11 protein-coding genes, 1 tRNA gene and 3 pseudogenes are annotated in these 14249 nt (G+C 57.6%); 8 read left to right on the forward strand and 7 right to left on the reverse strand.

Going from position 1 to position 14249, the window contains the following annotated elements:
• Window positions 1-20 precede the first annotated feature (20 nt).
• From N8E89_RS05495 to rplU, 6 genes and pseudogenes are all read right to left on the reverse strand, one after another.
• Window positions 21-1304 carry a glutamate-5-semialdehyde dehydrogenase gene (locus N8E89_RS05495; protein ID WP_262261356.1) on the reverse strand — a complete coding sequence of 428 codons (1284 nt, stop codon included), beginning with the start codon at window positions 1302-1304 and terminating at the stop codon, window positions 21-23.
• Window positions 1305-1307: 3 nt separating this feature from the next.
• Complete coding sequence (proB, locus tag N8E89_RS05500; protein ID WP_262261358.1) at window positions 1308-2504, reverse strand: glutamate 5-kinase; 1197 nt, start codon at window positions 2502-2504, stop codon at window positions 1308-1310.
• A gap of 26 nt (window positions 2505-2530) precedes the next feature.
• On the reverse strand, window positions 2531-3565 hold the full coding sequence (gene obgE, locus N8E89_RS05505; protein WP_113172308.1) for a GTPase ObgE: 1035 nt from the start codon (window positions 3563-3565) through the stop codon (window positions 2531-2533).
• Window positions 3566-3779: 214 nt separating this feature from the next.
• Window positions 3780-4400: a GNAT family N-acetyltransferase gene (locus tag N8E89_RS05510; RefSeq protein WP_262261360.1), complete on the reverse strand. Its 621-nt coding sequence runs from the start codon at window positions 4398-4400 to the stop codon at window positions 3780-3782.
• 118 nt (window positions 4401-4518) lie between these two features.
• A pseudogene (gene rpmA, locus N8E89_RS05515) lies at window positions 4519-4792 on the reverse strand (50S ribosomal protein L27).
• A gap of 24 nt (window positions 4793-4816) precedes the next feature.
• Window positions 4817-5302 (reverse strand): 50S ribosomal protein L21, encoded by a 486-nt coding sequence (gene rplU, locus N8E89_RS05520; RefSeq protein WP_106662582.1) that lies wholly within the window; start codon window positions 5300-5302, stop codon window positions 4817-4819.
• 350 nt (window positions 5303-5652) lie between these two features.
• On the opposite strand from rplU, the gene N8E89_RS05525 reads away from it, so the two are divergent.
• The 8 genes and pseudogenes from N8E89_RS05525 (at window position 5653) to N8E89_RS05560 (ending at window position 12942) form a co-directional block, all read left to right on the forward strand.
• Window positions 5653-5742: transfer RNA gene (locus N8E89_RS05525), tRNA-Ser, on the forward strand.
• Between the two features lie 327 nt (window positions 5743-6069).
• Complete coding sequence (locus tag N8E89_RS05530) at window positions 6070-6549, forward strand: GNAT family N-acetyltransferase (protein ID WP_262261361.1); 480 nt, start codon at window positions 6070-6072, stop codon at window positions 6547-6549.
• Between the two features lie 41 nt (window positions 6550-6590).
• Window positions 6591-7618: pseudogene (locus N8E89_RS05535) on the forward strand (glycoside hydrolase family 3 N-terminal domain-containing protein).
• A gap of 23 nt (window positions 7619-7641) precedes the next feature.
• Window positions 7642-9294, forward strand: coding sequence for an ABC transporter substrate-binding protein (locus N8E89_RS05540; RefSeq protein ID WP_262261362.1), 1653 nt, complete (start codon window positions 7642-7644; stop codon window positions 9292-9294).
• Window positions 9295-9347: 53 nt separating this feature from the next.
• The gene (locus N8E89_RS05545) at window positions 9348-10325 is read left to right on the forward strand and encodes an ABC transporter permease (RefSeq protein WP_262261363.1); all 978 of its coding nucleotides are present in this window, start codon (window positions 9348-9350) and stop codon (window positions 10323-10325) included.
• A gap of 2 nt (window positions 10326-10327) precedes the next feature.
• Window positions 10328-11218, forward strand: a complete 891-nt coding sequence (locus N8E89_RS05550; RefSeq protein WP_262261364.1) for an ABC transporter permease — start codon at window positions 10328-10330, stop codon at window positions 11216-11218.
• Window positions 11215-12031: pseudogene (locus N8E89_RS05555) on the forward strand (ABC transporter ATP-binding protein). The gene N8E89_RS05550 and the pseudogene N8E89_RS05555 overlap by 4 nt, the downstream one beginning before the upstream one ends.
• A complete protein-coding gene (locus N8E89_RS05560) occupies window positions 12028-12942 on the forward strand; it encodes an ABC transporter ATP-binding protein (RefSeq protein ID WP_262261365.1) in 915 nt (304 codons plus the stop codon). The pseudogene N8E89_RS05555 and the gene N8E89_RS05560 overlap by 4 nt, the downstream one beginning before the upstream one ends.
• Before the next feature lie 68 nt (window positions 12943-13010).
• Here N8E89_RS05560 and N8E89_RS05565 read toward each other — a convergent pair whose 3' ends face one another.
• The gene (locus tag N8E89_RS05565; protein ID WP_106662583.1) at window positions 13011-14051 is read right to left on the reverse strand and encodes a glutamine synthetase beta-grasp domain-containing protein; all 1041 of its coding nucleotides are present in this window, start codon (window positions 14049-14051) and stop codon (window positions 13011-13013) included.
• Window positions 14052-14249 lie beyond the last annotated feature (198 nt).

Here is a 14249-nt window from a genome sequence, read left to right on the forward strand (position 1 = left end):
TCGCACCCCCGGCTTTGATGTCACGGGCGAGTCTGGCCATTGCCGCGCACGCGGTACTTGAACGAGGTCAATTGCTCGACGCCAACTGGCCCGCGCGCGTGCATCTTGCCCGTCGCAATGCCAATTTCCGCTCCCATGCCGAATTCGCCGCCATCGGCAAACTGTGTCGATGCATTATGCAGTAGAATCGCCGAGTCGATTTCGTTGAAGAACCGTTCCACTACATGAGCATCTTCAGCAATTACTGCTTCCGTATGATGCGAGGAAAAATGGTTGATATGCTGGATCGCGCCGCCGATGCCGTCAACGAGCTTTACGGAAATGATCGCATCCAGATACTCCGTCGACCAATCTTCATCCGTAGCCGGCTTGGCGTCAGCAAAAAGCTCGACCACCGCCCTGTCGCCGCGAATTTCGCAGCCTGCTGCGCGCAGGTCCTCCAGCAAGGGCACCAGATGCGACGAAGCGATAAGGCTGTCAACGAGAAGCGTTTCGGCTGAGCCGCATACTCCCGTTCGGCGCATTTTTGCGTTCACCGCGATCTTGCGTGCCATTGCAAGATCAGCGGACGCATCGATGTAAACGTGACAGAGCCCTTCAAGATGGGCGAAAACTGGCACACGGGCCTCGGCTTGCACGCGCGCAACGAGGCTTTTGCCGCCGCGTGGAATGATCACATCGAGATTGCCGGCAAGGCCTTTGAGCATTTCACCGACTGCCGCGCGATCGGTGGTCGGGACCAACTGGATTGCGTCCCTTGGCAGCCCGGCCACTTCAAGGCCCTCCAATAGTGCTTGGTGAATGGCTTTCGATGAATGGACCGAGTCCGAACCGCCGCGCAAAATCACTGCATTACCGGATTTGAGGCAGAGTGCACCGGCATCCGCCGTGACATTGGGCCGGCTCTCATAGATTACACCGATGACGCCAAGCGGCGTGCGTACGCGCTCGATGTGTAGGCCATTGGGGCGGTCCCATTCGGCAATGACGTCTCCGACGGGATCCTGCAGCTCGGCAATGGCGCGGATGCTTTCCGAAATACCGGCGATACGCTTGTCGTCGAGCTTGAGCCGGTCGAGGAGGGAAGCAGCCATACCGGCTTCCAGGCCATTTGCCATATCTCGCTCGTTCGCCGTAAGGATTTCGGCGCTGCGGCGGTCGATTGCGTCAGCCATGGCAAGGAGAGCCGCGGTTTTCTGAGCCGGGTAAGCGATGGATAGTGGCTGTGCAGCGGCGCGTGCCTTGCGGCCGATTTCAGCCATCAATTCGGCAACCGACAGGTCTTCATCCACTCGTCGCAACATCTCTTACTCCTTGGCGGTGGCAACGCGCTTTGCCGCGCGCACCACCAGATCATCACGATGAATCATCGCAGAACGGGCATCATAACCGAGAATTTCTGCAATCTCATTGGTCTTGCGCCCGGCAATCTTTACGGCATCGGCGGCATCATAGGCAACAAGCCCCCGCGCAGCCTCGCGTCCATCTGGACCAAAGACTGCTACCGTATCGCCGCGCATGAATTGGCCAGAGACTTCGCGCACGCCCGCTGCGAGCAGCGATTTTCCGGATTTCAGCGCCATCAGAGCCCCTTCGTCGATCACGAGCCGCCCTGATGGTTCAAGATTGCCGGAAATCCACGTCTTCCACGCATTGACGGGTGTTGAGCTCGCCTTGAACAGCGTAGCCCGTTCGCCCTTGTCGATGGCCGCCAGTGGATGGAGGCGGGTGCCCGATGCGATAATCATGGCCGTGCCCGCCGCATTGGCGATCTTGCCGGCATCCAACTTGGTCTTCATGCCGCCGCGTGAATATTCCGACGCAGCCGCTCCGGCCATCCCCTCGATTTCCGGCGTTATCGCCTCGACAACAGGCAGGAATTGTGCGTCGGGATTTTGATGCGGAGGGGCGGTATAGAGCCCATCAATGTCAGACAACAGGATCAGGAGGTCCGCACCCATCATGGTCGCGACGCGTGCCGCAAGCCGGTCATTGTCGCCATAACGAATCTCGGTGGTGGCCACCGTGTCATTTTCATTGATGACAGGGACAGCCTTGAGCCGCAGCAGGGTCCCGACCGTCGCCCGCGCATTGAGGTAGCGGCGGCGCTCTTCCGTGTCGGAAAGTGTCAGCAGGATCTGCCCAGCACGTAATTTGTGATGGCTCAGAACTTCCGCATAGGCCTTCGCGAGTTCGATCTGACCGGCCGCTGCTGCCGCCTGGCTTTCCTCAAGCCGCAGGGCGCCCTTTGGCAGGCCAAGTACCGTGCGACCCAGCGCGATCGCGCCCGACGAGACGATCATCATCTCGACACCAGATGCGCTCAGCGCAGCAATGTCAGCACCAAGGCTTTCGAGCCATTCGCGCTTCAGGCCGCTGGCACGATCGACAAGCAGCGCCGATCCGATCTTAACAACGATCCGGCGATAGTTGGAAAGCTTCGGCAACGGAAGTTGCTTTGCCTCGTCTTGCGCTTCCTGGATCTGTGCGGATATCACGGACATTGCATCACTCGATATATTACCATCGCTCAATATTTGAATCGTGTATCGACCTCGGCAGGTGCTTCGGTTTCACGCGATTCCAGAATGATCGCCGACAGGGCTCGCAGCACCTGCTCGACACCTTCCCGGCTGACGGCCGACAAGAGCATCGGCTCGCGCCCCGCAGCCTTTTTCAGGGCTGACGCCTTCTTCTTGCGCGATGCAGCGTCCAGCGTGTCAATCTGGCTCAGTGCCACTATTTCCAGCTTGTCCGCAAGCCCGTGACCATAGGCTTCGAGTTCGGTACGCACAGTCTTATAAGCTTCAGCGACGTTCTCTTCCTGCGCCGATACCAAGTGCAAAAGCACGCGAGTCCGCTCAACATGGCCAAGGAAGCGGTCGCCAATACCGACGCCCTCATGCGCACCTTCGATCAGGCCCGGAATATCGGCGATGACAAATTCGCGGGCATCGATGCGCGCAACACCGAGATTGGGATGCAGCGTCGTAAATGGATAGTCGGCGATTTTAGGCTTGGCGGCTGTAACGCTGGCGAGGAAAGTCGATTTGCCCGCATTAGGCTTGCCGAGAAGCCCGGCATCGGCGATCAGCTTCAACCGCAGCCAGAGATTGCGTTCCTCACCCTCAAGTCCCGGATTGGCGCGGCGCGGCGCCTGGTTCGTCGATGTCTTGAAATGCAGATTGCCGAAACCGCCGTTACCGCCCTTGGCGAGGCGATAGCGTTGGCCGACGACGGTAAAATCGGCAATCAGTGTTTCATTGTCATCTTCGAAAATCTGCGTGCCGACGGGCACTTTCAGCACGACATCGGCACCTTTACCGCCGGTCATGTTGCGGCCCATGCCATGCATGCCGGTCTTGGCCTTGAAATGCTGCTGGTAGCGATAGTCGATCAGCGTGTTCAGACCATCGACCGCTTCCGCCCATACGTCGCCGCCGCGGCCGCCATCGCCGCCATCGGGACCACCGAATTCCAGAAATTTTTCACGGCGGAACGACACCGAGCCGGCACCACCGTCACCGGAGCGGATATAGACTTTCGCCTGGTCGAGAAATTTCATGGAAGTTCAGTCCTTTTTGATATTCCGAGGCATTACAGGAAAATCCCGGAGAAGAAAACTGGCCGCCGCAATGTTGGAGACCTTTGAGTCACCCTGATGAGTCAGCCGGTGTGGCTTTCGAGAACCGGAGCGGAGCGGACATATTGGTCCGTGAGCACCGGAAGCGCAAAAACCGCACCAGATGGCCATCAGAGCAGAGAAATCAAACGGTCTCCTATGACGTCCAGCTACGAAGGCCGATCCACGTACGCCGGTCGAGCATGTAGCGTTCGACTGGCACATTGCCCGCGACCAGCGAATCCATCATGCCGGTGTTGGCATACTGGAATCCGCTCTTATAGATCACCCGGCGTGAGGCGATGTTCGATACGCGGCAGGAAGCATGCAGCTTTTCCACCTGCGTTGCCCGGAACACCAGGTCAACCAGCGCATGCGCTGCTTCTGTCGCATAGCCCCTGCCCCAATAGGGCTCACCGAGCCAGTAACCGATCTCAAGCTCATCCTTGCCGGAGCTGCCATATTCATCTTTGTTACGACGGTAGTTGATACCGCAACAGCCAATGAAAGTGCCCGTTTGCGCAAGCGTAATGGCGTAGACGCATTTGCCGATCTCGCCCGCATTGGCGCGACGAACAAAATCCACCGCATGTTCCTTCGTGTAGGGGTGCGGCATGCGGGAAAGCATTTCGGCCACGTGAAGGTTATCGGCGAGACGGGCAATCGCATCCACATCCTCGTTACGTGGCGCGCGCAAAACGAGACGTTCCGTAACGAGAACCGGACAGTCTATCAGATCCAGCCGTTCTTCATCGTCTTCCAGTATTTCAGCAACCATTTGTCGTTCCTCCAGATACGAAAGGGAGATGGGTGGTAATCCCATCTCCCCTTTGATCTTTTGGCTTGGTTGCCATACACCGGGTCCGATGGGACGCCGGTGCTTCAAGCAGGACCGGCTATTCTGCTGCTTCGGCGATCGGGTTGACGATCGACACGTAGCTACGGCCGTTGGCTTTGGTGCGGAAGGAAACAACGCCTGCTTCAAGTGCAAACAATGTGTGATCCTTGCCCAGGCCAACGTTGACGCCGGGATGCCATTTGGTGCCGCGTTGACGCACGAGGATGTTGCCGGCAAGGACGCGCTCGCCACCAAACTTCTTCACGCCAAGGCGCTTCGATTCTGGAATCACGACCGTTACGTGACGAACCACCAGCTTTTTTATGTGCCATCGGATTGCTCCTTTAAACTTGTTCTTACTCGCCCTTAGCGGGCTTCTCGGCCTTGGCAGCAGCCTTTTTCGGCGCTGCCTTTGCCTTAGGGGCGGCTTTCGTCTCGGTTACCGTTGCGTCCGCAACAGCAGCTTCTGCCTTCGGAGCAGCTTCCTTCTTGGCCGGCTTTTCAGCGGCCTTCTTGGAAGGCTTCGCGCCACCGGTGAGAATCTCCGAGATACGGATCGTCGTCAATTCCTGACGATGACCACGCGTACGCTTGGAATTCTGGCGGCGACGCTTCTTGAAGGCGATAACCTTGCGTGCACGGCCCTGTTCAACGACTTCGGCTGTTACCAGAGCGCCGCTTACAACAGGAGAACCGATCGTTGCGTCCGCTCCGACGCCGACCATCAGAACTTCGGCGAATTCAACGATATCACCAGCATTGCCGGTAACTTTCTCGACCTTCAGAAGGTCATTGGCGGCAACGCGATACTGCTTACCACCGGTCTTGATGACTGCGAACATTTTTTCCCTTTCGGAGTTCGGTTCGGTTTTGTGCCGTTTTGCGGCAATAACCGTCTTTTTTGTCAGTCGTGACAGATTGATCGAAAGGCGCCTTGACCCATAAGAATAAAGGCACCCGAATTCAAAAACAAACGGCGCGGAGAATCCCCCACGCCAGTCGTTGCGCGCTTATAAGATCAGCTTTGTTAGAGAGTCAAGAAATTTAACGCAAAATTGCTCTTGTATCCTGAAGCTTTGCCCGCTATCTAGCACGCCGCACGCTCAAGCCAAGCCCTTCGGGGCATCGCGGCACCGGCAGGGCACCTTTGTCCTCGCCAATACACGGGGTCTTCACAATCGATCCTGCATGCGGAGAGGTGGCTGAGTGGTTGAAAGCACCGCACTCGAAATGCGGCATGGGGGCAACTCCATCGGGGGTTCAAATCCCTCCCTCTCCGCCATCCTTCCTGCCAGCTGCACGGCCTTGCCGGCATTGTACCCTACAGCAATATCCGCACTCAACTCACGAGCTCGAATGGACCCGTCGGTGCCTGTTCGACCGAACGTGTAGTTTGCGTCTCTGATCGAGCCAGCGCCACACATCATCATTTCGATGAGATGCCGCACAATCGTGCCATAGCGTAATCGCCTCCCGATGTGAGCCCACAAACTCTCCCCCACTCATCGGTGGCGAATAAAACGATTGACAAGCACAAGCAAAAATCCAAATCTATTACATTAATAGGGGATATATTCCATAATATTGGAATCTGACTGAGGAGAGTCGTTTGGCAGATTTGCTTGTAAGCCTGTATTCAGACCACCTGTCCCGTCTGGAACAACGGACCCGCGCCAGCAATGTCGTGATGCGCCCGGCCCTGCCTCCTGAAATGCAACTGGTCGTTGATTGGGTTCGCGATAACTTCAGCACCAACTGGGCCAGCGAAGTCTCCGTCGCCATAACACGCCAGCCGTCCGCATGCCTTGTTGCCATCGATGACGGTAACCTCGTCGGGTTCGCCTGCTACGACACCACGGCGCGCGGCTTTTTCGGGCCGACAGGTGTTCATCCGGACAGTCGCGGCAAGGGCGTGGGCTTAGCACTCTTTTTCGCAGCGCTGCAGGCCATGAAATCCATGGGCTATGCCTACGCGATCATTGGGGATGCCGGTCCTGTCGATTTTTACGTCAACGCCGTTGATGCCATGACAATCCCTGCCGAGGGCAAGGGAATTTATCAAGGCATGCTGCGGGCAAAGAAAACCTAACCTCTGCCCCACCGCAACATAGTCCCTAGGGAGTGAACATAGTGTCCAGACAATCGCCTCTTGCCCTGTTTGTCGGCATCCCCAACCCGACATTGTCCCCGGATGAGATTGCCTTGTTTCGGGAAACCAATCCGCTCGGTCTCTTCGTTGGCCGCCGCAATCTGCGCAATCCAGACCAGGCAAAGGCTTTGATCGCGAGTTTCCGCGAGGCGGTTGGCCGCGACGATGCCCCGGTCTTTACCGATCAGGAAGGCGGCCGGGTCCAGCATCTCGATGCGGGACCCTGGCCCTTGTTCCGCAGCTTCGGCGAATTCGCAGAACTGGCGCGCCATGATCTTGCCCTCGCGAAGCGGGCATTGCGCCTTTCTTCGCGCGCCATGGGAACGATGATGAGCGAGCTTGGCCTCACCAGCGGCTGTTCGCCGGTACTCGATCTGGTTTTTCCAACCACGAGCGCAGTCATCGGTGCACGATCATTCGGCCCCGACCCCGAACTCGTGGCGACGCTCGGCCGCGAAGTTGTCGAGGGACTGCTCGAGACCGGAAACATGCCGATCATGAAACATATTCCCGGCCATGGCAGGGCAACACTTGATTCTGCACAAGGAACGCCCGGTGGTCGATGCCAGCAGGGAGACGCTGCTCGCCACGGATTTCAAGCCGTTCGTTGATCTCAAGGGCACGCCATGGGCCATGGTCGCCCATGTGGTCTATTCGGCCTACGACAAGGAACGACCCGCCTCCGTATCGCCCGTCCTGCATGACGTGATCTCGCAACGATCTTGGCTATGACGGCGTGCTTGTTTCCGATTGCATCTTCATGAACGCGCTTGAGGGCACGATGCCCGAACGGGTGAAGCAGGTGCTGGATGCCGGTTACGACATTGCCCTGCACAGCCACGGCGATCTTGCCGACAGCGAGGCGGCCGCAAAGGCTGCCCGTCCGTTGAGCGAAGCAGCGTCAAGGCGGATCGATGCTGCAAAAACCCGTCTCGGATCACAAAAGCTGAACGTGGCGCAGGTTCATGCCGAAGTCGAAAACATGTTTGCCAATGCATTTGTAAGCTAAGTCGAAAAACCAGGGGAATAACTATGTTCAAGAACCGTTTGCTTGCCGCCGCATCCGCATTTGTACTGCTTTCAAGCCCTGCCTTGGCGCAGACCGTACTGACCGCCAATATCGAGCCCGCGACGACATGGGTGAGAAACTTCAACCCGTTCAATCAGACATCGGCGCGCCAGAGCACGCTCGATTTCATTTATGAGCCGCTTGTCATCTTCAATCGTTTTGACAACAACAAGCCGAATTTTCGCCTGGCGGAAAGCTTCAAGCTGGCGGACGACCTCAAGAGCATTGAATTCAAACTGAGGCCAGACCTCAAATGGTCCGATGGCAAGCCGCTGACAGCGGCCGATGTCAAATTCACCTACGAGTACCTCAAGAAATTCCCGGCGCTCGATTTCGTCAGCATCTGGAAGTTCATTGACGGCGTCGAGGCTGTCGATGCACAGACCGTGCGCTTCACGCTGGTCAACCCGAGTTCCCTTGCGGCTGATCAGCTGGTCCAGGTACCGATCATTCCAGAACATGTCTGGAAGGACATTGCCGATCCCGTTACCTTTGCCAATGAGATCCCGGTCGGCAGCGGCCCGCTGACGGAAATTCCGCGTTTCACCGGTCAGACATACGATCAATGCCGCAACCCGAATTACTGGGACACCGCTGAACTCAAAATCGATTGCCTGCGCTTTCCGCAGCTTGCCGACAACAATCAGATCCTGACCGCGACCGCCGACGGTACGCTCGACTGGGGTGTTTCATTCATTCCCGATGTCGAGAACACCTACGTCGCCAAGGACAAGGAGCATTTCCACTTCTGGTACACGCCAAGCAGCATGGTGGCGTTCCTGTTCAATCTGGAAACGGCCAACGAGGCCAACCGCAAGGCATTCAATGACATCCGATTCCGCCAGGCGGTCAGTATGTCGCTTGATCGCAAAGCCATGGTTGATGTTGCAGGCTATGGCTATCCGACGCTCAACGAGGACCCATCCGGTCTTGGCGAACTTTACAAACCCTGGTCCGATCCCTCCGTCATCGAGGCATTTGGCAAGTTCGGCAAACATGACACCGAGGCGGCAAAGGAATTGCTCGATGAGGCGGGTTATGTCGACAAGGATGGCGATGGCCTGCGCGATAATCCCGACGGCAGCAAGATATCGTTCTCCGTGATCGTGCCCAGTGCATGGACGGATTGGATCGATACCGTACAAATCGCCATCGAAGGCATGCAGGAGATCGGCGTCGACGCCAAGATCGCCACACCGGAAGAGGCCGTCTGGACGGGCAACCTGATCAACGGCACGTTCGACATGGCCATCAACAGTCTCCCTGCCGCCGCTTCGCCCTATTATCCCTATCAGCGCGCATTCAACGAGACCGACAAGGGAAAGACGCGTTTTACCGCGCAACGCTGGTTCAATCCGGACCTTGCGAAACTGCTGGTTGATTTTACCCGGACGGCCGATCCCGCCGCCCGGCAAGAGGTAATGAACAAGGCCCAGCGCATCGTGGCGGAAAACCTGCCCATGTTTCCCGTCTACAACAATCCCAACTGGTATCAATACAATACCAAGCGCTTCGCCGGGTGGTCGACGCCCGATAACCCGTTCGTCAACCCGTCCATCACGCGCAACAATCCAGCGCGTCTGCTTCACCTTCTGGCATTGAAGCCGGCAAACTAATCCACGGGGCGCAGGGGCGATCGATCGCCCCTGCGCCATGACGGGAGAAGCATATGGTTTTCTTACTCCGCCGCCTCGGATTCTACCTGGCAGCTTTTGTGGCGGCCGCCACAATCAATTTCTTCTTGCCGCGCCTGATGCCCGGTGATCCGATCCAGATCATGTTTTCCAGCACCGGCACCGAATTGTCGGTGGAAAATCTTGCATCCTTGAAACTGACCTTCGGCTTTGTCGATGGTCCCCTGTGGCAGCAATACCTGACCTATCTGCAAAGCATCTTTACCGGCGATCTCGGTCGCTCGATCAAATATTTCCCCCTGCCCGTCACCTCGGTTCTTGGCCACGCACTGATCTGGACGGTCGGCCTCATGGGCACGGCGACAATCATCAGCTTCACTCTCGGCACGTTCCTCGGTATCCTCGCCGCATGGTGGCGCGGCGGGATATTCGACATGGTGGTTTCCGTCGGCGCCATTTTCGCGACCTCTGTCCCGGCAGTGGTCACCTCGCTTATCGTATTGTTCTTCTTCGGTTTTACGCTCGGCTGGTTTCCGACCGGCTACGCCGCCGACCCGGCACTCGACCCATCGTTTTCGCTGACCTATATCGGCAGCCTGATCTACCACGGCATCTTGCCGATGCTGACGCTCTGCACCGTGCTCACGGGCGGCTTTGCGGTCACCATGCGCAACAACATGATCAACCTTCTCGGCGAGGATTATATCGTCATGGCGCGGGCCAAGGGCCTGTCCGACAGCCGCGTCATGATCTGGTATGCGGCGCGCAATGCCCTGCTGCCAACGGTCAGCAGCCTTGCCATCGCCATTGGCACAGTCCTTGGCGGCTCGCTCGTCACGGAAGTCGTCTATAACTATCCGGGCCTTGGCAATATTCTCTACCAGGCCATCCTCGCCCGCGACTATCCGGTAATACAAGGACAGCTTTTGATCATGACCGTCGCGATGCTTGTCGCCAATTTCACTGTCGATGTCAGTTATGTGCTGCTCGATCCGCGCCTGCGGGGGGCATGACAATGCGTGTTCTTCTCTCCGGTCTCGTCCGCAATCGCAAGGCCCTCATTGGCATGATCATCATTGCGATCATCGTCCTGATCGCACTCGCAGCGCCACTTCTGACCGAATACAATCCGGCAGCCCGCGTTGGCCGGCCCCACAAGCCGCCATCGGCGGACCATTGGCTCGGGACCACCCGCATCGGCCAGGACGTCTTCTCGCGCCTCATCCATGGAGCGCGCACGTCGCTTGCCGTTGGGTTCGGGGCGGGACTGCTGATAACGGCGCTTGGCACGGCGCTTGGCATTATTGCCGGTTATCGCGGCGGCAAGACCGATGAAGTGATCAGTTTCTTCACGAACATGGTGCTGGTTGTGCCGAACCTGCCCCTGCTCCTGGTTCTTGCCGCTTTCATCGGACAGGCCAGCCCGCTGGTCATCGCCATCATCCTTGGCTTTACTTCATGGGCCTGGGGCGCGCGCGTCACTCGTGCCGAAACCCTCTCGGTCAAGCACAAGGACTTCGTCAAGTCAGCGGAAATGATGGGCGAGCCGCGCTGGCGCATCATGACCTTCGAAATCTTTCCCAATCTCATTTCCATCGTCGGCATCAATTTCATCGGCAGCGTGATCTTTGCCATCATTACCGAGGCAACGCTGGAATTCCTCGGCCTCGGCGATCCAAAAACCGTGTCCTGGGGCATGATGCTCTACAATGCACAAAAGGCATCGGCCCTGTCGGTCGGCGCATGGTGGGATATTCTCACCCCGTGCTTTGCCCTCGCCCTTCTGGGTGTCGGGCTTTCGCTGCTGAATTTCGCGGTTGACGAGATTGCCAATCCGCGCCTGCGGACAGGCAATCGTCTGAACCGCTGGACCGCATTGATCCGCTCGGGAGAAGGCCGCCTGTGACCCAGCCATTGCTTTCCATAAGAAATCTGACCATCGACTACATCGGCGAAACAACCGATCTTCGCGCGGTCGATGACGTGAGTTTCGACGTCGCCCACGGCGAGATTTTCGGTCTTGCCGGCGAGATCCGGTTGCGGCAAGAGCACGATCGCCTTTGCCATCAGCCGCCTGCACAGACCTCCGGCTTTGATCCGGAGCGGCCGGATCCTGCTGGAGGGCCGCGACGTACTCGATCTCGATCCGCGGGAGCTGCGCCACTTTCGCTGGCGCGAAGTGGCCATGGTATTCCAGAGCGCCATGAATTCGCTCAATCCGGTGCTGCGCATCGAAGCGCAGTTCTACGACGTGCTGCACACGCATCAGGGGATGAACCGCAAGCAGGCGCGGGAACGGACAGCCGAGATGCTCCGTCTCGTCGACATCCAGCCAGACCGCATGCGGGACTATCCGCATCAGTTCTCGGGCGGCATGCGCCAGCGCATCGTGATCGCGATCTGTCTCGCGCTCAATCCCAAGATTGTCGTGATGGATGAGCCCACGACGGCGCTCGACGTCGTCGTCCAGCGCGAAATTCTCCAGCGCATCAACGAGCTGCGGAAGACCTTCGGTTTCTCGGTGCTGTTCATCACCCACGACCTCGGCCTGATGGTTCAGGTTTGCGATCGCATCGGCATCATGCTGGCAGGCAAGCTGGTCGAACAGAATACCGCGCAGAAAATCTACGGCGCACCGCAACACAACTACACAAGGAAGCTGTGGGCCTCGTTCCCGTCATTGCACGGGGCCAGAGTGACGGAGATCGCAGCCACATGACTGATCCGTGCAATGCCATACTGGCGCTCGACCGCGTTTCAAAAACCTTTGGCCGTGCCCCTTTCGCGGTAAAGGCAGCGCAGTCGGTGTCGTTTGCGCTGCATCCCGGCCGTACATTGGCGCTGGTCGGAGAATCGGGAAGCGGCAAGACAACCTGCGCGCGTCTCGTCATGCGGGAATATACGCCGAGCGAGGGGCGGCTGTTGTTCAAGGGCAAGCCGGTGGAAACCGGTGACGCCCGGGCGCTTGCGGCATACCGGCGTTCCGTGCAGATGATCTTCCAGGATCCATTCTCTTCGCTCAATCCGGCACACACGATCGCCTATCACCTGTGCCGCGCGTTGCAACTGCACCGGCGCGATCTGAAAGGACGCCAGATCGACGAAGGCGCCGCGGAACTGCTGACAAGAGTCAAGCTCGACCCGGCGCTCGTCGCCCTGAAGCACCCGCACGAACTCTCTGGAGGGCAACGCCAGCGGGTGAATATTGCGCGAACGCTGGCCGTCGGCGCCGAGGTCATCGTGGCCGACGAGCCGACATCCATGCTGGACGTATCGGTTCGGCTGGGCGTGCTCAACCTTCTCAACGAGATGAAGCGGGATATGAAGCTCGCGCTGCTGTACATCACCCACGACATCGCAACGGCCCGCTATGTCGCCGAAGACATCATCGTCATGTATGCCGGCCAGATTGTCGAATGGGGCAACGTCAACAAGGTGATCGACAACCCGCAGCATCCCTATACGCGCCTGCTTCTGTCAGCAGTACCGGATCCGGAAATTCGCTTCGACGATCCGAAGGCGCAATTGAAGAACGCAACGGTCGAGGAAGTCCGCCGCCTCTCCGCAATCCCGCAGGAACGCATTGTCGCAATCGAATCTGATCATTTTGTCCGGCAGATTGCGGCGTAGTGCTTCCTGCTTGAGCGCATCAGAGCCGGAAAACGTGGATTCCGGCTCCGTCGGCTGGCTGGGTATGCCTAAGCGGCGACCGAAACCCTGCTTTCCGTCGGGACGGACGCAATCGTTTTCAAAATCTGCGAAGCGATCTGGTAAGGGTCACCCTGCGAATTCGGACGACGGTCTTCGAGATAGCCGCGATAACCGCTATTTACGAAACTGTGCGGAACGCGGATCGATGCACCACGGTCAGCAACACCGTAGCTGAAGGTGTGAATCGATTGGGTTTCGTGCTTGCCGGTCAGGCGCAAATGGTTGTCTGGTCCATAGACCGCAATATGATCGGCTCGTGCCGCTTCAAAAGCGCTCATAAGCGCCTCGAAGTATTCCTTGCCACCCGTCTCACGCATGTAGGCGGTGGAGAAATTGGCATGCATACCGGAGCCGTTCCAATCAGTATCTCCGAGCGGCTTGCAGTGATATTCAACGTCTATGCCGTATTTTTCCGTCAGGCGCTGCATCAGATAGCGCGCGATCCACATTTCGTCAGCGGCCTTCCTGGAGCCCTTGCCGAAAATCTGGAATTCCCATTGCCCCTTTGCCACTTCGGCATTGATGCCCTCGTGATTGATTCCGGCGGCGAGACAGATGTCCAGATGTTCTTCCACGATCTTGCGGGCAACGTCACCTACATTGCTATAGCCAACACCCGTGTAGTAGGGGCCCTGCGGAGCAGGATAGCCGGCGTCTGGAAAGCCCAGCGGGCGACCATTCTTGTAGAAGAAATATTCCTGTTCGAAGCCGAACCAAGCGCCATCATCGTCAAGAATAGTTGCACGCTTGTTCGATGGATGCGGAGTCTTGCCGTCCGGCATCATGACTTCGCACATCACCAGGACACCATTCTTGCGTTCACTGTCCGGGTAAACCGCGACAGGTTTCAAGACGCAGTCTGAGCTTCTACCCTCGGCCTGCATTGTGGAGCTTCCGTCAAATCCCCACAACGGAAGTTGCTCAAGCAGGGGAAAACTGTCGAATTCCTTAATTTGGGTTTTTCCGCGAAGATTTGGCACCGGAGTGTACCCATCAAGCCAAATGTACTCGAGCTTGTATTTTGTCATTTCAAACCTTCCATATTTTTGATGATCAAGGCGACGGCCAATTTGGAGAGAAGCATTTATTATGCCAATTGCCTTGGAAAACGGCGCGATTCTGCATCCGACGTCGACGCGAACCTGGTTTTTTTCGTACAAACGGTCAAAATGCTGCCTCGAAAGCCTCAAATGGGGCCCGGGATCGAATTCCGAACCTGGAGGAAG

The organism is Phyllobacterium sp. A18/5-2 (genome assembly GCF_025452215.1).
GTDB lineage: Bacteria > Pseudomonadota > Alphaproteobacteria > Rhizobiales > Rhizobiaceae > Phyllobacterium > Phyllobacterium sophorae.